The following is a 17,504-nucleotide window of genomic DNA, read 5'->3' as shown; positions in this document are numbered from 1 at the left end:
GGCGCCCCCGTCCCCCGGAGCGCGCCGGCCGTGAACCCCGCCGCCGCCCCCGGCGAAAAGCCCGCCGCCGCGCCCGGCGAGGGACCCCGTGCCACGCCCGCCGCGCAGCCCGGCACCCCCGCCCCCGACGGGGACACCCCCGACGGGGACGGCCCGGACGGGGACGGCCCGGACAACGACCCTGACCCCGCCGGAGGCGACCGAGCATGAGCAGCAGCGACACCCTCGACGTGGTGCTGCGCCTCCTGGCCCTGTTCGGCGTCTTCCTCGTCTTCCCGCTGCTCGTCGGGCAGATGGAGCACAAGGTGATGGCCCATATGCAGGGCCGGCTCGGGCCGATGTACGCGGGCGGGTTCCACGGGTGGGCGCAGCTCGTCGCGGACGGGGTGAAGTTCGCGCAGAAGGAGGACATCGTCCCGGCCGAGGCCGACCGGCGGGTCTTCCAGCTGGCGCCGGCCGTCGCCCTGCTGCCGTACCTCCTCGTCCTCGTCGCGATCCCGATCGGCCCCGGCAAGGCGGTCGGCTGGTACATCGACGCGGGCATCTTCTTCGTCCTCGCCGTGATGGGCGTGGGCGTGCTCGGCTCGCTCATGGCCGGCTGGGCGTCGGCGAACAAGTTCTCCCTCCTCGGCGGCCTCCGCACGGCCGCGCAGCTGATGGCGTACGAGCTGCCGATGCTGCTCGCCGCCGCCTCCGTGGCGATGGCGGCGGGCACGGTCTCGCTGCCCGGGATCCTGGACGCGTTCCACTGGTGGTGGGTGCCCTGGCAGATCGTCGGGGGGCTGGTGTTCTTCACCGCCGGACTCGCCGAGCTGCAACGGCCGCCGTTCGACATGCCGGTGGCCGACTCGGAGATCATCTTCGGCGCGTACACCGAGTACACGGGCCTGCGGTTCGCGATGTTCCTGCTGTCCGAGTACGCGGGCATCGTGGTCCTCTGCGGACTGACGTCCGTGCTGTTCCTCGGCGGCTGGCACGGCCCGCTCGGCGCCGACGGGCTCGGCTGGGTGTGGATGCTGCTCAAGACGGCGGTGCTCGCGTTCGTCGTGATCTGGCTGCGGGTGACCTACCCGCGGCTGCGCGAGGACCAGCTGCAGAAGCTCGCCTGGACCGTGCTCATCCCGCTCGCCCTCGCGCAGATCGCGCTGACCGGCGTCGTCAAGGTGGCGATCTCATGAACATCCCCGGCAGCGGCCTGGCCAAGGGCCTGGCCGTCACCCTGCGGACGCTCACCCGGCGCACGCAGACGGTCCAGTACCCCGACGCGCAGCCCGAGCTCGCGCCCCGCACCCGCGGCGTGATCGGCCTGTTCGAGGAGAACTGCACGGTCTGCATGCTGTGCGCCCGCGAGTGCCCCGACTGGTGCATCTACATCGACTCCCACAAGGAGACCGTCCCCCCGGCCGCGCCGGGCGGGCGCGAGCGCAGCCGCAACGTCCTCGACCGGTTCGCGATCGACTTCGCGCTGTGCATGTACTGCGGCATCTGTATCGAGGTGTGTCCGTTCGACGCCCTCTTCTGGTCGCCGGAGTTCGAGTACGCCGAGACGGACATCCTCGACCTCACCCACGAACGGGACCGGCTCCGCGAGTGGATGTGGACCGTTCCCGAGCCGCCCGCGCTCGACCCGGCGGCGGAGGAGCCGAAGGAGATCGCCGCGGCCCGCAAGACGGCCGAGAAGATGGCGGCCGCCCAAGCGGCCCGGGAAACGAACGAAGCGAACGAAGCGAACGAAGCGAACGAAGCGAACGAAGCGAACGAAGCGAACGAAGCGAACGAAGCGAACGAAGCGAACGAAGCGAACGAAGCGAAGGGGGACGGAGCATGAGCACCCACGGCGTCGCACTCGCCTCGGGCGCGCACGGCTTCCTCTCGCCCACCGGCGTCGAGGTCGCCTTCCTCCTCGTCGGCCTCGTCACCCTCGGCGCCGCCGTGCTGACCGTCACCACCCGGCAGCTGGTGCACGCCGCCCTGTGGCTGGTCGTGGCGCTCGGCGGGCTGGCCGTCGAGTACCTGCTGCTGACGGCCGAGTTCGTGGCCTGGGTGCAGGTGCTGATCTACGTCGGCTCGGTGGTCGTCCTCCTGCTGTTCGGGCTGATGCTGACCAAGGCGCCCATCGGCCGCTCGCCGGACGCCGACTCCGGCAACCGGCCGGTGGCGATAGCGGTCGCCGGCGCCGCCGCCGTCGCGCTGGTCTGGGTCGTCGTGGACGCCTTCCGCCGGACGTGGATCGACCTCCGCGGGCCGGTCCAGGGCTCGACCGAGGTCTCCGGCGAGATGCTCTTCCGCTACTGGGTGCTGCCCTTCGAAGCGCTGTCCGTCCTCCTGCTCGCCGCGCTCGTCGGCGCGATCGTGCTGTCCCGGCGCGGCAAGGAGAACGAGGCCGAGGAGCCGCGGCGGAAGGAAGAGGCCCGCTGATGCACCTGATCTACCCCGCGATCCTCGCCGCCCTCCTCTTCTGCACCGGCCTCTACGGCGTCCTCGCCCGGCGCAACGCCATCCTGGTGCTGATGTCCGTCGAGCTGATGCTCAACGCCGTCAACCTCAACCTCGTCGCCTTCGACGTCTGGCTGCGCGACGAACTGCACGCCGGGCAGGCGCTCACCCTGTTCACCATCGCCATCGCCGCCGCCGAGATCGGCATCGGCCTGGCCATCGTCCTGCTCGTCCACCGCAACCGCGGCACCGCCGACCTCGACCGGCTCCGCGACCTCCGCGAGGACGAGACGACCGACGGCACCACCGGCGCCACCGACCGCGAGCAGAAGGCCGAGGCCGCCTCGTGACGACCACGACCACCGCCGCCCTCGTCCCGCTGCTGCCCTTCCTCGGTGCCGTCGGCGGCATCCTGGCCGGCCGCCGCGCGCCCGGACTCGTCCGGCCGCTGGCCCTCCTGCCGACCGCCGTCGCCGCCGTGCTCGCCGTCGTCGTCGCGTGGCAGCAGGGCGGCGGCCGGGCCCTCGACGCGTCGACGCGCCTCACCCCGACTGGCTCCGTCCCCGTCGACCTCGCCCTGCACCTGGACGGCTTCGCCGTCCTCGTCGCCGTGCTCGTCGGGGTCGTGGCCACCTGCGTCCAGCTGTACTCGACGGCCTACCTGCGCGACGACCCGCGCTACCCGTCCTACGCCGCGCTGGTCTCCCTCTTCACCTCCGCGATGCTCCTCGTCGTCTACTCGGGCGACCTGATGGTGCTGCTGGTCGGCTGGGAGGTCATGGGCATCTGCTCGTACTTCCTCGTCGGCCACTACTGGGAGACCGAGGCCGCCCGCGCCGCCTCCCTCAAGGCGTTCCTGGTCACCAAGCTCGGCGACGTCCCGTTCCTGATCGGCGTGTTCGCGCTCGCCGACGACGCGGGAACGTTCCGCATCGACGGCATCGTGCGCACCGCCGCCTCCGGCGACCTCTCCCACCCCACGCTCACGGCGCTGCTGCTGCTCGCCGGCGTGGCGGGCAAGTCGGCCCAGTTCCCGCTGCACACGTGGCTGCCCGACGCGATGGCCGGCCCCACGCCGGTGTCCGCGCTGATCCACGCCGCGACGATGGTCGCGGCCGGTGTCTACCTCGTCGCCCGGCTCCTCCCCGTCTTCGCCGCCTCCACCGCGGCCCTCGCCGTGCTCGCCGCGATGGCGGCGGTCACCATGGTCGGCTCGGCCGTCGCCGCGCTCGCGCAGGACGACATCAAGCGCGTCCTCGCCTACTCGACCGTCGGCCAGCTCGGCTACATGACCGGCGCCCTGGCCGTCGGCGACCGCGGCGCCGCCGTCTTCCACCTCGTCTCGCACGGCGCGTTCAAGGCCCTCCTCTTCCTCGGGGCGGGCGTGGTCATCCACGCCGCCGGCACCAACTCGCTGGCCGCCACGGCCCGCATGGGCGGCCTCGCCAAGCGCGTCCCCGACGCGTTCTGGACGATGACCGTCGCCCTCCTCGCGCTCGCCGCGATCCCGCCCTTCAGCGGCTTCTTCTCCAAGGAGGCCGTGCTGGGCGCCGCCGAGCACGCGGCCCAGGGCGAGGCGGACGGCATCCCGGGCGCGGTCGGCTGGACGGTGCTCGTCGCCGGCCTGCTCACCGCCCTGCTCACCGCCGCCTACGCCACCCGCCTCTGGCTGCTCGCCTTCCGCGGCAGCGGCCAGGAGGCCGCCGACCACGGCCGCCAGCCCGCCGCCATGACGAGCGTCCTGTGGGTGCTGTTCGTCCCCACCGTCGCCCTCGGCCTGGCCGCCTGGAAGCTCCCCGACTGGTTCGACGGCGGCTCCCTGACGCCCACGCTCACCACCTCCCTCCTGTCCACCGGCTGCGCGCTCGCCGGCGTGCTCGTCGTCACCGCCGCGTGGCGGCGCACCGCGGCCCTCACCGCCCGTACCCCCCTCGGCGCGGTCGCCGCCGACCCGGAGGAGGCCCCGGCCGTCTCCGAGGAGGAGGCCATCGCCACCCACGAGGCCGCGTACGGCAGCGTCTCCGGCGCCCAGGACCCCGCCGATCCGGGCAGGCTCCTCCTTGGCCCGCTGCACCGGCACGCCGCCGCCGGCTTCCACCTGGACGCCGTCGTGCACGCCGTCGCCGTCCGCCCGGCGCGCGGCGCCGCCCGCCTCGCCCGCTTCCTCGACCGCGAGGTCGTCGAGACCTACGTGCGCGGCGCGGCGTCCGCCCCCGGCCTGCTGGGCGCGGCCGTCCGCCGGGCCCAGACCGGCAACACCCAGACCTACCTGAGCGTCCTGTTCGCGGGCTCCGTCGTCCTGGCCGTCGCCGCCGTCCTCGTCGCCTCCGGAGCCTGACCGTGAGCCATACCGTTCTGCAGATCCTCCTCCTCGCGATCGTCGGCCTGCCCCTCGCCGGAGCCGTCGCCGCCCTCCTCCCGGCGCCGCCCGGACTCAAGGGCCGGAGCCCCGAACAGGCGGTGCTGCGGCACGGCGTCACCGTCACAGGCGCCGTGCTCGCGCTCACCGTCGCCCTGGCCGCCGGCTTCGACCACGACCGGCCGGCCCGGATGCAGGCCACCACCGACGTGAGCTGGATCCCGGCGCTCGGCATCCGGTTCCACCTCGGCGTGGACGGCGTCTCGCTCCCCCTCGTCGTCCTGACCTCGCTCCTCACCTTCCTCTGCGCGCTGTACAGCTACTACCGCGTGCCCGACGGCCCGTCACCGAAGGCTTTCGTGGCACTGCTGCTGCTCCTGGAGGCCGGCTCCCTCGCCTCGTTCGCGGTCCTCGACCTCGTGCTGTTCTTCCTCGCGTTCGAGACGGTGCTCGTCCCGATGTACTTCCTCATCGCCCGCTGGGGTGGCGAGGGACGCGAGCGCGGCGCCTGGCGCTTCGTCCTCTACACCCTGCTCGGGTCCGTGGTCATGCTGCTCGGCCTCCTCCTCGTCGGCATCAAGGGCGGCACTTTCGACATGGTGGCACTCGCCACTGACAACGGGTCGGGTCTGAGCCATTCCACGCAGGTCATCGCGGTGTTGGCGATCGGCGCGGGGCTCGCGGTGAAGGCGCCGATGTTCCCGCTGCACAGCTGGCTGCCCGACGCTCACACCGCCGCGCCGACCGTCGGCTCGGTGCTCCTCGCGGGCGTCCTGCTGAAGATGGGCACCTACGGCCTCGTCCGCATCGTCCTGCCCGTGGCCCCCGACGGCGCCCACACGTTCGCGCCGTACCTCGCCGCGTTCGCCGCCGTCGGCATCGTCTACGGCTCGCTGGTCTGCCTGGCGCTGGCCCGCCGGGGCTCCGGCGGCGACCTCAAGCGGCTGATCGCCTACAGCTCCGTCGGCCACATGGGCTTCGTGCTCCTGGGCATCTCCACCCTCACGCCCACCGGCGTGAACGCGGCCCTCTTCGCCAACATCGCCCACGGCCTCATCACCGGCCTCCTCTTCTTCCTGGTCGGCGGCATCAAGGACCGCTACGGCACCACCGACCTCGACCGGCTCTCCGGCCCCACCGGCGCCGCGCTCTACGGCCGGGCCCCGCGCCTCGGCGGCCTCCTCGCCTTCGGCGCCGTCGCCTCCCTCGGCCTGCCCGGACTGGCCGGATTCTGGGGCGAGATGCTCGCGATGTTCGCGTCCTTCCGGCCGGCCGACGGCCTCAGCCGCCCCGCGTACCTCACCTTCATGGCGCTGGCCGGTCTCGGCACCCTGCTGACCGCCGCCTACCTGCTGGTCGTCGTCCGCCGCGTCTGCATGGGCGGCAACGGCGAACAGCACACGACGGCGGCCAAGGGAGCCGTACCCGCGCTCGCGGACGTCCGCCCGTACGAGTTCGCCGCCTGGACGCCGCTCGTCGTCCTCACCGTCCTCGCCGGGCTCTGGCCCGCGGCCCTCCTGGGCCTCACCGACCCGGCCGTCCAGCAGCTCCTCGGAGGAGGCAACTGATGGTGCTCCTCGCCGACTCCGCGGCCGTCTCGCTGGTCCAGTCCGTTGACTGGCTCGCCGTCGCACCGCCCCTGATCGCCGCCGTGGCCGCGCTCGCCGTCCTCGTCGCCGACCTCTTCCTGCCCGCCGAGCGGAAGCACGTCCTCGGCGGCGTCACGGTCGGCGGCCTGCTGCTGGCCGGGCTGGCGCTGATCCCGCTGCGCGCGGGCACCCGCAGCACCTTCTGCCTCACCGGCGGCAGCCACACCTGCAGTTACGAGGCCGACCACTTCACGCTCGTCCTCCAGTTCCTGGTCATCGGCGGCGCGCTGCTGACCGCCCTGCTCTCCGCCACCACCGTGCGGGAGCAGGAACTGCCCGCCGGCGAGTACTGGTTCCTGCTGCTCTCCTCCGCCGCCGGCGCCGCCCTGCTGCCCGCCTCCCGCGACCTCGCCACCCTCGTCGTCGCCCTGGAGGTCGCCTCGCTGCCCGCGTTCGCCCTCGTCGGCCTGCGCCGCGGCGACCGGCGCTCCTCCGAGGCGGCGCTGAAGTTCTTCCTCTCCTCGGTCACCGCCACCGCCGTCACCCTCCTCGGCGTCAGCTTCGTCTACGCGGCGACCGGCACCCTGCACCTCACCGACGTCGCCCACAGCCTCGCCGCCGTCGACCCGCGGCTGGCCACCCTGGCCCGCACCGGCGTGGTGCTCACCCTCGTCGGCTTCGCCTTCAAGACGGCCGCCGTCCCCTTCCACTTCTGGGTGCCGGACGCCTACGCCGGCGCACCGCTGCCCGTCGCCGGCTACCTCTCCGTCGTCGGCAAGGCCGTCGGCTTCACGGGCATCGCCCTCGTGACGGTCATCGCGTTCCCGACGTACTCCGACGTCTGGGGTCCCGCCCTGGCCGTCCTCGCGGCCCTCACCATGACGGCCGGCAACGTCGCCGCGCTGCGCCAGCGCCCGGACCGGAAGCTCAGCGCCGTCCGGCTGCTCGCCTGGTCCTCGGTCGGCCAGGCAGGCTACCTGCTGGTGCCGCTGGCCGCCGCCGGCTACGGGAGCGACCCGGGCCACGCGGTCGGCGCCACCGTCGCCTACGCCCTGATGTACGCGGCGGTGAACCTCGGCGCGTTCGCGGTCGCCGTCCTCGTCGGACGCACGGCGGCCCACCACCGGATCGCGGACTACCGCGGGCTGTACGCGCGGAGCCCGTTCGCCGCGCTCGCCCTCGCCTTCTTCCTGCTCTGCCTGGCCGGGCTGCCGCCGGGCGTCATCGGGCTGTTCGCCAAGGTCACGGTCTTCTCGGCGGCGGTCGACGCGGGGCTGGGCTGGCTGGCCGCGGTCATGGCCGTCAACGTCGTCATCGCGCTGTACTACTACCTCCAGTGGACGGCCTTCCTCTTCCGTCCGGCGGGGGAGCCGGAGGGGACCGCGGACGGGGAGGCGGCCGCGGTGAAGACCCGGATGCCGCGCTCCCTCGGCGCGGCCATCGGCCTGGCCGCCGCGGCCGGCCTCGTCCTCTCGGGCGCGCCGCAGCTGGTGCTGCGGTACGCGTCGGGGTCGCTGCTGTAGGGGGAGCGCGCGGGTGGCGGGGCGCCTCGGGGACGCTCTCGGGGGCGCCCCCGGCAGGGCTGACCCTCTCAGGGACATCCCTTCCGGGACATCCCTTCCGGGACATCCCTTCCGGGACATCCCTTCCGGGACATCCCCATCAGGGGCGCCCGCCCTCCGCCTCGCCCGCCCGGAGTACGCCCCACCCCGTGCACAAGGGAACTAGCGGCCTCCGCCTCGCGTTGACCAGTACGAAAGGTTCCACTGGTTCAAGGGTTCCCCTGCCGCACCACCTGGAGGGCGTACCGTGCACCGCCGGCACAACGGACTCAGGACCGCCGTACTCCTCGGCGGGCTGTCCGCGCTCATCATCGTCATCGGCAGCGTCTTCGGCCGGACCGGCCTGATCGTCGCCGTCCTGGTCGCGCTGGGCACCAACGCGTACGCGTACTGGAACAGCGACAAGCTCGCCCTGAAGGCGATGCGCGCCCGCCCGGTCAGCGAGTTCGAGGCACCGCACCTCTACCGCATGGTGCGCGAGCTCTCGACCGCCGCCCGCCAGCCCATGCCCCGGCTGTACATCTCGCCCACCGAGGCCCCCAACGCCTTCGCCACCGGCCGCAACCCGCGCAACGCGGCGGTCTGCTGCACCGACGGCATCCTGCGCCTCCTCGACGAGCGCGAGCTGCGCGGAGTGATCGGCCACGAGCTCAGCCACGTCTACAACCGCGACATCCTCATCTCGTCGGTCGCGGGAGCGCTCGCGTCGGTGGTGATGTTCCTGGTGAACTTCGCCTGGCTGATCCCGATCGGCCGGTCCGACGACGACGAGGGCCCGGGATTCGTCGGCATGATCATGATCATGCTGTTGGGGCCCATCGCGGCCTCCCTGATCCAGCTCGCCGTCAGCCGCTCCCGGGAGTACGAGGCCGACGCGTCCGGCGCCCGCCTCACCGGCGACCCACTGGCGCTGGCCTCGGCCCTCCGCAAGCTGGAGACGGGGACCAAGCGGCTGCCGCTCCCGCCGGAGCCGCGCCTGGAGACGGCGAGCCACATGATGATCGCCAACCCGTTCCGGCCCGGCGAGGGCATGTCCAAGCTCTTCTCCACCCACCCCCCGATGGCGGAACGGATCACCCGCCTGGAGCGGATGGCGGGCGGCGGCCGTGACTGAGCAGGCCGTGACTGAGCAGGCCGCGGCTGAGGAGGCTCAGGACACGGTCTCGCCGTTGTGCGAACCGCCCTTGCACGTGGCCTTGATCTCGGTCGTCAGCACGCCCGGATCCGCGTCGCCGTAGTCCGGGACGCCGCCGCCGTCGAGGCAGGTGAAGACGTCGATGTCGGCCGGGGCCGCCGGCTCGGCCTGGGCGGTGGTGACGCCGATGACGCTCAGGGCGGCCAGGGCCGCCGCCAGGATCGCTCTGCGCATGGTTCCTCCCGGACGGTTCGTCCGCCGGATGGCGGCACGCCCACCATGGCCCCGGGAAGGCCCGGCGGCGCGCTGCGCTGAGCCATCAGGGGGTTTCGTCCGGCTCCGCGTTTGAGAACCGGAGCACCCTCACGCCGCGGCGCGATCCGCCCGCGCCGCCCGCCGGTACCCTCCGGGCGCCTGCCCGAACTCCCGCTTGAAAGCCTTCGCGAACGCGAACTCCGACCCGTACCCGGCCCGCGCTGCGACAGCCGCCAGCGGCACATCCGATTCCCGCAGCAGCCGCGCCGCCGTCGTCATCCGCCATCGCGTCAGGTACGCGACGGGCGGCTCGCCGACGAGCGCCGCGAAGCGGCGGGCGAACGCCGCCCGGGAGAGCCCGGAGCGCGCGGCCAGTGACTCGACCGTCCACTGTGCCGAGGGCTCCTCGTGGATCGCCGAGAGCGCCGCGGCCACCACGGGATCGGCCAGCGCGGCGGCCCACCCCGCGCCGTCGCCGCCCCCCGCCGGGCGGTCCGCCAGCCAGGCGCGCAGGATATACAGGAGCAAAGAGTCAATGAGCGAGGGAACGATGCCGGCCGAACCCGGCCGCGGGTTCTCCACCTCGGCGCCCAGCAGCCGCACTGCGGCGCTCAGTTCGGGATGGCGGCCGTCCCGCGTCGGCAGGTGGATCACGGCGGGCAGCCGGCCGACGAGCGGGTGCGGCCGGCCCTGGTCCAAGTGGTAGTTGCCGCACAGCAGGCTGGTGCGGGCGCCGTCACCGCCGACCGAGACCGTTCCGATCGGGGTGCCCGCGCAGAAGTCCGCCGTGTCCTCCGGCTGGGCCGGGGTGTCCGGATGGTCGGCGAGGATGTGCCCGCGCCCGTCCCGCAGGAAGATCACGTCCCCTTCCTCCAGCCGGATCGGTTCCTGGTACCTGTCCACGGATCCGTCCTCCAGCGGCAGCGCCCAGCACGCGCCGCGCAACACCACGTGGAACCCGGCCCCCGCGACGGGCGGCAGCCGCAGCCCCCAGGGCGCCCGCCCGTCGGTCCGTACGGAGGTCGGATTCCCGGTCCGCATCGAGGCCAGCGCCTCCGTCAGGATGTCCACGCGATCTCCTCCACCCGGCTCGTCCGCCCCACCAGTCTCGTTTGCCTCAGCGCCTCGACCGGCCCGGGTGTTCCGCCGGGGACCGGACCCCCGACGGAAACCGACGGAAACCGACGAAAACCGACGGACGGCCACTGCCTCGGTCCACCGTCAGCCTCAGCCCACCGTCAGCACGACCTTGCCCAGCGCCCGCCCCGCGCCCACCAGCTCGTGCGCCTTGCCCGCCTCGGCCAGCGGGAACGTCGCCCCGACGTGCGGCCGGATCCGGCCCGCGTCCACCAGCTCGGCGATGGCCTCAAGCGCCGCGTAGTCCGGCTCCACCATGACCCCGGCGAAGCGGAAGCCGTCGGCCTCCACCGCCGCCGCGAGCTCGCGGTCGCCGTGCTCCAGGATGCTGACGAGCGTGCCGCCGGGCCGGAGGACCGCCGTCGAACGGGCGCCCTGCGCCGTGGAGTCGAAGACCACGTCGACGTCCTTCACGGCCTCCGTGAAGTCGACCGCCTGGTAGTCGATCACCTCGTCGGCGCCCAGCCCGCGGACGAAGTCGTGCTTGCCCGCGCTGGCCAGCGCGATCACCTCGGCGCCCCGGATCTTCGCGATCTGCACGGCCAGGTGCCCGACCCCGCCGGCGGCCCGGTGGATCAGCACCCGGTCGCCCTCCGCCACGCCGGCCGCGTCCACCAGTCCCTGCCAGGCGGTGAGCGCCGCGAGCGGCAGCGCGGCGGCGTGCACGTGGTCGAGGGAGGCGGGCTTCCGGGCGACCTGCCGCGAGGGCACGGCCACGTACTCGGCGTAGGCGTTGGCGGCGCGCGGGAAGAACGGCATCCCGTACACCTCGTCCCCGACCCTGAACCGGGCGCCGGCGCCGGCCTCCTCGACGACCCCGGAGACGTCCCAGCCCACCCCGAACGGCGGCTCGCCCAGCAGCGGGTAGGCCCCCGACCGGACCGCGACGTCGACCGGGTTCACGGCGCTCGCCCGCACCCGCACCAGCACCTCGCCCCCGAGCGGAACCGGCCGCTCGGCCTCCACCAGCTCCAGCACCTCGGGGCCGCCGAAGGTCTTCTGCATCACAGCACGCATGGGGGTCGCTCCTCGTTCGTTCGCGTTCGTTCGTTTCGACTCCCTCACCGTACGAACTCCGGACGAGCGCCTGAATGGCCTTCCGTCTCCGAAACATGTCCCAACGTCTCACCCCGGGGTCGGGCGCCGAGAGCTCAGCCCCGATACGCCGCGACCACGATCCGCACGAACGACCGGACCAGCGGATTCGCCTCCCCCGTCCGCCACGCCACCACCACCCGGCTCGGCGGCAGCCCGGTCAGCGGCACCACGACGAGCCCCTCACCGGGCTCGTGCCCCAGGAGCGTCATGCCGACCGTCCCGTTCCAGAGAACGGCCTGCCGGCACTCCCGGACCGCACGCACCATCGGGCCCTCGCGCAGCTCCCCGCCACTCCAGTACGCCTGCCAGAGGGGGTCGGTGCCCACCGGGAAGCGGAACCAGCGGCGGTCCGCCAGGTCGGCCGGCCGCAGGCTGCCGTGGCGGGCCAGCGGATCGTCGGCGCGCAGCAGGGCCCCCACCGGATCGGTCCGCAGCGCACGCACGGACAGCCCGGTCTCGTCGAACGGGCCGCGGGTCAGAGCGACATCGACGGCTCCGGCGTGCAGCCCGCACGTCGGGTCGGTCAGGTCCGCGTCGCGGACGCGGACCTCGGCGTGCGGATGCCGCCGGCGGAAGGTGCCGGCCAGCGCCGCCGCTCCCGGGCCGCCGCCGTCGCCTTCGTCGCCCAGGATGCCGACGGTGAGCGTGGCGGCCCCGGCCGCCGCGGCCACGCGGGCGCGCGCCCGGTCGGCCCGGTCGAGCAGGTCCCGCGCCTCGTCGAGCAGGACCGCCCCCGCCGGCGTGAGCGCGACACCGGCGGGCGACCGGTCGAACAGCGAGGCCCCGACGTCGGATTCCAGCCGCCTGATGGCGCGGCTCAGCGGCGGCTGGCTCATGTGCAGCCGGGCGGCGGCCCGGCCGAAGTGGAGTTCCTCGGCGACCGCCACGAAATAGCGCAGCGTGCGCAGCTCCATGCGGGGGACGATACCCGTACGGTATCGCCCCCACGGAACGGGACTTGGACAGCCGCCGCGCCCCGGCCGTGGAATGGAGGACATGACCGCCGCACCGAAAACCGACGCACCGAAAACCGCCGCACCGAAAACCGACGCACCGAAAACCGCCGCACCGAAAACCGACGCACCGAATTCCGAAGCACCGCAGACCGAAGCGCCCAAGGCCGACACCCGCGAGCCGCTCGCCACCCCCGCCGTATCCATAGTCCGCCCCGGCGAGGGAGAGACGATCGTCCTCGGCCCCACCCGCATGCGCGTCCTCGAAGACGGCGGCAACACCGCCCACCGGCTCGGCGTCACCGAGTCGGTCCTCGCGCCGCACACCCCCGGACCGCCGCAGCACCGGCACACCCAGCACGACGAGGGCTTCTACGTCCTCTCCGGCACGGTGCGGTTCACCATCGGCACCCAGGACCACGACGCGTCCGCGGGCACGTTCGTGCTCGTCCCGCCCGGAGCCCCGCACACCTTCGCCAACGCGACCGGCGAACCGGCCGTCATGCTCAGCGTGTTCACGCCGGACCTGTACGTGCGGTACTTCCGCGACCTGCGCGACATGACGGCCGACGGCCGCACCGCGAGCCCCGGGACACACCTGGAGGCGATGAGCCGCTACGCCACGGAACCCGCCACCGAGCACCTCCCCTGACGGCGACCCCCACCCCACCTGCGCGAAGGGCAACCGCGCCGCCACCTTCCGGCGTCTCAGTGGCCAGAGAACCGGTCGCGTGGAAGGCTGCTTACATGAGGTTCATCCTAAATGTCATCTGGCTGGTCCTCTGTGGACTGTGGATGGCTCTCGGCTACGTCGTCGCCGGCATCATCTGCTGCGTGCTCATCGTGACGATCCCGTTCGGCATCGCCTCGTTCCGCATCGCGTCCTACGCGCTCTGGCCCTTCGGCCGGACGACCGTGGAGCGCCGTGACGCGGGCGCGGGTTCGCTGCTGGGCAACATCGTCTGGATCATCTTCGCCGGTTGGTGGCTGGCCCTCGGCCACATCATCACAGGCATCGCGCTGTGCGTCTCGATCATCGGCATTCCGCTGGGGATCGCGAACTTCAAGCTGATCCCGATCTCGCTGATGCCGCTCGGCCGCGAGATCGTCCCGACGGACCAGCCGTTCGCCACGCGGTAAGTCGCCACGCCGTAAAGGACGGCCGCGACGTCCGGCCGGACGCGGATGCGCGACGTACCCGCAACCTCGGGGCCGTTCACGCCGTTTGCCTCGTATGGACGTAGTGTCGCGATCCGGAATCCGCACGGCCGGCCTGTCCGGCGACACCACCGCGCAGGCCGGGGGACGTCCCTGATGCCGGGGCCGGGGCCCGAGCCAGAGCCCGATCCGGAGCCTCAGCCACCGGCCGAGCGCGGCACCCCCGGCGAGCCCCCGATGCCCCCGATGCCCCCGGTGGTCAACTCGCACACCGAATGGGACCCGTTGGAGGAGATCGTCGTCGGACGCCTGGACGGCGCCACGATCCCCTCCCGCCACCCGGTCGTGGCGTGCAACCTCCCGCCGTGGGCGGCCCGGCTGCAGGGGCTCGCGGCCGGGCGCCGGTACCCCCGGTTCCTGGTGGAGCGGGCGCAGCGCGAACTCGACGGTTTCGTCGCCCTCCTGCGCTCCCTCGACGTCACGGTCACCCGTCCCGACGCCGTCGACCACCGCCGCCGCTTCCGCACCCCGGACTGGTCGTCGCGCGGCTTCTGCAACACCTGCCCGCGCGACAGCCTGCTGGTGATCGGCGACGAGATCATCGAGACCCCGATGGCCTGGCGGTGCCGGTACTTCGAGGCGCACTCCTACCGGACGCTCCTCAAGGACTACTTCCGGCGCGGTGCGCGCTGGACGGCCGCGCCGAAGCCGCAGCTCACGGACGAGCTGTTCCGGGCTGGCTTCCGGCGGCCCGGGCCGGGGGAGCCCCCGCGCCGCATCGTCACCGAGTTCGAGCCGGTCTTCGACGCGGCGGACTTCGTCCGCGCCGGCCGCGACCTCTTCGTCACGCTGGGCAACGTGACCAACCGCATGGGCGTCGACTGGCTCCGCCGCCACCTCGGCCGCGGCTACCGCATCCACGAGATCGAGAGCCGCTGCCGGACGCCCATGCACATCGACACGACCTTCATGCCGCTCGCCCCGGGCAAGGTGATGATCAACCCGGACTACGTCGACGTCGACCGGCTGCCCGACATCCTGCGCTCGTGGGACGTCCTGGTCGCCCCCGAGCCCGACCCGATGGACAGCCGCCTGCTCAAGGTCACCTCGCTGTGCGGCAAGTGGCTCAGCATGAACGTCCTCGTGGTCGACGGGAAGCGGGTGATCGTCGAACGGCAGCACACCGGGATGGTGCGGGCACTCAAGAAGTGGGGGTTCGAGCCGATCCCGTGCGACTTCCTGCACTACGCGCCGTTCGGCGGCTCGTTCCACTGCGCGACGCTCGACGTCCGGCGCCGCGGGACGCTGGAGTCGTACTTTTCCTGACGCTCCCGGTCGAACTCGCCGCCGGGAGCCAACGAGAGCGGCGCTTTTCGGTCGGGAAGCGCGCATCGCCCGCACGGCGGCGGACCGGCCGGGAGAGTGGACGGCGCGCCTCGACGCGTCGGCGGCGCACCAGCAGCGCACCGGCCCGCCGCCGGGCCGGTCCCCGGCCGAAAGGACCCACCGTGCCCCAGCGCACCTCCCGCCTGCGCACCGCCGCCCTGGCCACCGCGACCGTCCTGGCCGTGGGCGCCCCCACGGCGTACGCCGCCCTGGACGCCGGCGACGACCCGGTGCCGGCCGCCCGGACGACGGCCGGGCGCGGCGCCCCGTACGTCGGCACGCACCTCTACTTCGGCACCGCCCGCTCCGACGGCCGGCCGGATGTGACGGACCGCCAGTTCCGCGAGTTCGTGACCCGGCGCGTCACCCCGAAGTTCCCCGACGGCCTGACCATCGAGGACGCGCGCGGGCAGTGGCGCGACGCCAAGGGCGTCGTGATCCGCGAGCGCTCCTACGAACTGACCCTCTACTACCCGAAGTCCGAGGCGCGCGGGAAGGACGCCGGCATCGAGGAGATCCGCGCCGCCTACAAGAAGCAGTTCCGCCAGGAGTCGGTGATGCGCGCGGACGAGGCCGCGAACGTGGACTTCTGAGCGGCCGTCGCCGACCCGGAAACGGGACGAGGGCGCGCCGCGGAAGGTCGAGTGGACCCTCCCCGGCGCGCCCTCGTCCGGACGCGATGGCCGTCGGGCGCGCCGGTCACCTCACCGGTACGCCCGCCGGGTCACCGGTAGTTGACGAACTGGAGGGCGAAGTCCAGGTCCTTGCCCTTCAGGAGGGCGATCACGGTCTGGAGGTCGTCGCGGCTCTTGGAGGACACCCGCAGCTCGTCACCCTGGACCTGGGCCTTGACGCCCTTGGGGCCCTCGTCGCGGATGATCTTGGCGACCTTCTTCGCGTTGTCCTGGGAGATGCCCTCCTCAAGGGACGCGAAGATCTTGTACTCCTTGCCCGAGGCCTGCGGCTCGCCCGCGTCCAGGGCCTTCAGGGAGATGCCGCGCTTGATGAGCTTCGACTGGAAGACGTCGAGGATCGCGTTCACCCGCTCCTCGGAGTTGGCCCGCATCTCGATCTTCTCGCCGGACCAGGCGATCGAGGCGCCGACGTTCTTGAAGTCGTAGCGCTGCGAGATCTCCTTGGCGGCCTGGTTGAGGGCGTTGTCGACCTCCTGCCGCTCGACCTTCGAGACGATGTCGAAACTGGAGTCGGCCATATTGAGTTGGCTCCTCGTGCGTAGATTCCGTCAGGGGGCGCGGCGTGGGGGCGTCCTCGGTGGCGGGCTCCCGGCACGGGCCGGACGGGCCCGGAGGACGGCCGCCCCGCAAGCCTAGTCATCCGGGCGGCGATCGGCTGGCTCCGAACCGAGTGGCGGAGCACCCCCGGTCATCGGGTATGGTTTACGTCGTTGCCAAGGAGATCTCGAAAGGGAGTCCGAGGCGGCAACCCATGGCGGTGTGCCCGAGTGGCCAATGGGAGCGGACTGTAAATCCGTCGGCTTAGCCTACCCAGGTTCGAATCCTGGCGCCGCCACCGAGTGAGGCCCCTGCTCTTCCGAGAGCGGGGGCCTCTTTGGTGTTTCCGGGGCTTGTCCGGGGCGTGTTCGCGTGCGTGCGACGGGTCCGGTGCGCTCGCCCGCGTTCAGGTGGGTCCGGGTGCGTTCAACTGTGTTCGAGTAATTTTCGGGGCGCCCGAAGCCGGGCGCACGAGGGCCGGTCAGCCCTCACACCACCCCGAACACCACCCCGACACGGACCCCCGCTCAGCCCGCCACAGCCCGTACCGCCTCCTCCACCGGCGTCCTGCCGCCGATCAGCTCCAGCGTCCGGCCCGCCGTCCCCGGCTCGTCGAGCAGCCCCAGCAGCACCGCCGCCACGTCGTCCCGGGTGACCTCGCCGCGGCCCGTCGACCCGTCCAGCGTGACCAGGCCGGTGCCCGGGTCGTCCGTGAGCCGGCCGGGGCGCAGGATCGTCCAGTCCAGGCCCGCGCGGGAGCGGACGTCCGCGTCCGCGGCGCCCTTGGCGCGCAGGTAGGCGGCGAAGACCGGGTCGGTGCCCTCCGGGGGCTCCCCGTCGGCGCCCATGCTGGAGACGACGACGAAGCGCCGTACCCCGGCCGCCTCCGCCGCGTCGGCGAAGAGGGTGGCCGCGCCGCGGTCCACGGAGTCCTTGCGCTCGATGCCGCTGCCGGGGCCCGCGCCGGCCGCGAAGACGGCGGCGTCGGCGCCCTCCAGGTGCCGGGCGATGTCCGCGACGGACGCCGACTCCAGGTCGCAGACGACCGGTTCGGCGCCCGCGGCGAGCAGGTCGCCCGCCTGTTCCGGCCGGCGGATCACACCGGCCACCTCGTCTCCGCGCCGGGCGAGCAGCCGCTCCAGCCGCAGCGCGATCTGTCCATGTCCACCAGCGATGACAATGCGCATGATCCGACCGTACGCCC

At 73.0% G+C, this 17,504-nt stretch carries 18 protein-coding genes, 1 tRNA gene and 1 pseudogene; 14 read left to right on the top strand and 6 right to left on the bottom strand.

The genetic code is table 11. From position 1 onward, the window contains the following. The 9 genes and pseudogenes from JNW98_RS15195 to htpX all read left to right on the top strand — a co-directional run. Positions 1-210, top strand: a pseudogene (locus JNW98_RS15195) (precorrin-3B C(17)-methyltransferase); the annotation flags it as partial. After that, positions 207-1,178, top strand: coding sequence for a complex I subunit 1/NuoH family protein (locus tag JNW98_RS15190; RefSeq protein ID WP_223768742.1), 972 nt, complete (start codon positions 207-209; stop codon positions 1,176-1,178). The pseudogene JNW98_RS15195 and the gene JNW98_RS15190, both read left to right, overlap by 4 nt. Then, on the top strand, positions 1,175-1,828 hold the full coding sequence (locus tag JNW98_RS15185) for a NuoI/complex I 23 kDa subunit family protein (protein ID WP_223768741.1): 654 nt from the start codon (positions 1,175-1,177) through the stop codon (positions 1,826-1,828). The genes JNW98_RS15190 and JNW98_RS15185 overlap by 4 nt, the downstream gene beginning before the upstream one ends. Beyond that, complete coding sequence (locus tag JNW98_RS15180) at positions 1,825-2,418, top strand: NADH-quinone oxidoreductase subunit J family protein (protein WP_223768740.1); 594 nt, start codon at positions 1,825-1,827, stop codon at positions 2,416-2,418. Before JNW98_RS15185 ends, JNW98_RS15180 begins: the two co-directional genes overlap by 4 nt. Further along, entirely contained in the window at positions 2,418-2,786 is a 369-nt protein-coding gene (nuoK, locus tag JNW98_RS15175) for an NADH-quinone oxidoreductase subunit NuoK (protein ID WP_223768739.1), read from the top strand. Before JNW98_RS15180 ends, nuoK begins: the two co-directional genes overlap by 1 nt. Further along, positions 2,783-4,774 carry an NADH-quinone oxidoreductase subunit 5 family protein gene (locus JNW98_RS15170; RefSeq protein ID WP_223768738.1) on the top strand — a complete coding sequence of 664 codons (1,992 nt, stop codon included), beginning with the start codon at positions 2,783-2,785 and terminating at the stop codon, positions 4,772-4,774. The genes nuoK and JNW98_RS15170 overlap by 4 nt, the downstream gene beginning before the upstream one ends. Positions 4,775-4,776: 2 nt before the next feature. Beyond that, on the top strand, positions 4,777-6,363 hold the full coding sequence (locus JNW98_RS15165) for a complex I subunit 4 family protein (RefSeq protein ID WP_223768737.1): 1,587 nt from the start codon (positions 4,777-4,779) through the stop codon (positions 6,361-6,363). Next, positions 6,363-7,907 carry an NADH-quinone oxidoreductase subunit N gene (locus tag JNW98_RS15160; protein WP_223768736.1) on the top strand — a complete coding sequence of 515 codons (1,545 nt, stop codon included), beginning with the start codon at positions 6,363-6,365 and terminating at the stop codon, positions 7,905-7,907. Before JNW98_RS15165 ends, JNW98_RS15160 begins: the two co-directional genes overlap by 1 nt. A gap of 286 nt (positions 7,908-8,193) precedes the next feature. Then, positions 8,194-9,060 (top strand): zinc metalloprotease HtpX, encoded by an 867-nt coding sequence (htpX, locus tag JNW98_RS15155; RefSeq protein ID WP_223768735.1) that lies wholly within the window; start codon positions 8,194-8,196, stop codon positions 9,058-9,060. Between the two features lie 36 nt (positions 9,061-9,096). Here htpX and JNW98_RS15150 read toward each other — a convergent pair whose 3' ends face one another. The 4 genes from JNW98_RS15150 to JNW98_RS15135 all read right to left on the bottom strand — a co-directional run bounded on the left by JNW98_RS15150 (position 9,097) and on the right by JNW98_RS15135 (position 12,485). Continuing rightward, the gene (locus JNW98_RS15150) at positions 9,097-9,315 is read right to left on the bottom strand and encodes a hypothetical protein (protein WP_223768734.1); all 219 of its coding nucleotides are present in this window, start codon (positions 9,313-9,315) and stop codon (positions 9,097-9,099) included. 129 nt (positions 9,316-9,444) lie between these two features. Next, positions 9,445-10,407: an AraC family transcriptional regulator gene (locus JNW98_RS15145; RefSeq protein ID WP_223768733.1), complete on the bottom strand. Its 963-nt coding sequence runs from the start codon at positions 10,405-10,407 to the stop codon at positions 9,445-9,447. 156 nt (positions 10,408-10,563) lie between these two features. Then, positions 10,564-11,490 carry an NADP-dependent oxidoreductase gene (locus JNW98_RS15140; RefSeq protein WP_223768732.1) on the bottom strand — a complete coding sequence of 309 codons (927 nt, stop codon included), beginning with the start codon at positions 11,488-11,490 and terminating at the stop codon, positions 10,564-10,566. A 134-nt stretch (positions 11,491-11,624) separates the two neighbouring features. Next, on the bottom strand, positions 11,625-12,485 hold the full coding sequence (locus JNW98_RS15135) for a LysR family transcriptional regulator (protein ID WP_223768731.1): 861 nt from the start codon (positions 12,483-12,485) through the stop codon (positions 11,625-11,627). A 244-nt stretch (positions 12,486-12,729) separates the two neighbouring features. On the opposite strand from JNW98_RS15135, the gene JNW98_RS15130 reads away from it, so the two are divergent. From JNW98_RS15130 to JNW98_RS15115, 4 genes are all read left to right on the top strand, one after another. Further along, positions 12,730-13,176 carry a cupin domain-containing protein gene (locus JNW98_RS15130; protein ID WP_223768744.1) on the top strand — a complete coding sequence of 149 codons (447 nt, stop codon included), beginning with the start codon at positions 12,730-12,732 and terminating at the stop codon, positions 13,174-13,176. A gap of 95 nt (positions 13,177-13,271) precedes the next feature. Continuing rightward, on the top strand, positions 13,272-13,664 hold the full coding sequence (locus JNW98_RS15125; RefSeq protein WP_223768730.1) for a YccF domain-containing protein: 393 nt from the start codon (positions 13,272-13,274) through the stop codon (positions 13,662-13,664). A 255-nt stretch (positions 13,665-13,919) separates the two neighbouring features. After that, entirely contained in the window at positions 13,920-15,008 is a 1,089-nt protein-coding gene (locus JNW98_RS15120) for an amidinotransferase (RefSeq protein ID WP_223768729.1), read from the top strand. Between the two features lie 182 nt (positions 15,009-15,190). Then, positions 15,191-15,661 carry a DUF3574 domain-containing protein gene (locus JNW98_RS15115; RefSeq protein ID WP_223768728.1) on the top strand — a complete coding sequence of 157 codons (471 nt, stop codon included), beginning with the start codon at positions 15,191-15,193 and terminating at the stop codon, positions 15,659-15,661. A 131-nt stretch (positions 15,662-15,792) separates the two neighbouring features. Here JNW98_RS15115 and JNW98_RS15110 read toward each other — a convergent pair whose 3' ends face one another. Beyond that, the gene (locus JNW98_RS15110; RefSeq protein WP_223768727.1) at positions 15,793-16,281 is read right to left on the bottom strand and encodes a YajQ family cyclic di-GMP-binding protein; all 489 of its coding nucleotides are present in this window, start codon (positions 16,279-16,281) and stop codon (positions 15,793-15,795) included. Positions 16,282-16,516: 235 nt separating this feature from the next. On the opposite strand from JNW98_RS15110, the gene JNW98_RS15105 reads away from it, so the two are divergent. Beyond that, positions 16,517-16,598: transfer RNA gene (locus JNW98_RS15105), tRNA-Tyr, on the top strand. A 229-nt stretch (positions 16,599-16,827) separates the two neighbouring features. Here JNW98_RS15105 and JNW98_RS15100 read toward each other — a convergent pair. Next, positions 16,828-17,487: an NAD(P)H-binding protein gene (locus tag JNW98_RS15100; RefSeq protein WP_223768726.1), complete on the bottom strand. Its 660-nt coding sequence runs from the start codon at positions 17,485-17,487 to the stop codon at positions 16,828-16,830. Positions 17,488-17,504 lie beyond the last annotated feature (17 nt).

It is taken from the genome of Streptomyces huiliensis (genome assembly GCF_020037025.1).
In the GTDB taxonomy this organism is placed as follows: domain Bacteria; phylum Actinomycetota; class Actinomycetes; order Streptomycetales; family Streptomycetaceae; genus Streptomyces; species Streptomyces huiliensis.
Note: the sequence above shows the minus strand (reverse complement) of the source record. Positions and strands in the feature narration are given on the sequence as shown.

Bases quoted from the DNA above. Each gene is read 5' to 3' on its own strand.
- JNW98_RS15190 (WP_223768742.1), top strand. From the start codon at position 207: ATGAGCAGCAGCGACACCCTCGACGTGGTGCTGCGCCTCCTGGCCCTG.
- JNW98_RS15185 (WP_223768741.1), top strand. From the start codon at position 1,175: ATGAACATCCCCGGCAGCGGCCTGGCCAAGGGCCTGGCCGTCACCCTG.
- JNW98_RS15180 (WP_223768740.1), top strand. From the start codon at position 1,825: ATGAGCACCCACGGCGTCGCACTCGCCTCGGGCGCGCACGGCTTCCTC.
- nuoK (WP_223768739.1), top strand. From the start codon at position 2,418: ATGCACCTGATCTACCCCGCGATCCTCGCCGCCCTCCTCTTCTGCACC.
- JNW98_RS15160 (WP_223768736.1), top strand. From the start codon at position 6,363: ATGGTGCTCCTCGCCGACTCCGCGGCCGTCTCGCTGGTCCAGTCCGTT.
- JNW98_RS15150 (WP_223768734.1), bottom strand. From the start codon at position 9,315: ATGCGCAGAGCGATCCTGGCGGCGGCCCTGGCCGCCCTGAGCGTCATC.
- JNW98_RS15140 (WP_223768732.1), bottom strand. From the start codon at position 11,490: ATGCGTGCTGTGATGCAGAAGACCTTCGGCGGCCCCGAGGTGCTGGAG.
- JNW98_RS15135 (WP_223768731.1), bottom strand. From the start codon at position 12,485: ATGGAGCTGCGCACGCTGCGCTATTTCGTGGCGGTCGCCGAGGAACTC.
- JNW98_RS15125 (WP_223768730.1), top strand. From the start codon at position 13,272: ATGAGGTTCATCCTAAATGTCATCTGGCTGGTCCTCTGTGGACTGTGG.
- JNW98_RS15120 (WP_223768729.1), top strand. From the start codon at position 13,920: ATGCCCCCGATGCCCCCGGTGGTCAACTCGCACACCGAATGGGACCCG.
- JNW98_RS15110 (WP_223768727.1), bottom strand. From the start codon at position 16,281: ATGGCCGACTCCAGTTTCGACATCGTCTCGAAGGTCGAGCGGCAGGAG.
- JNW98_RS15100 (WP_223768726.1), bottom strand. From the start codon at position 17,487: ATGCGCATTGTCATCGCTGGTGGACATGGACAGATCGCGCTGCGGCTG.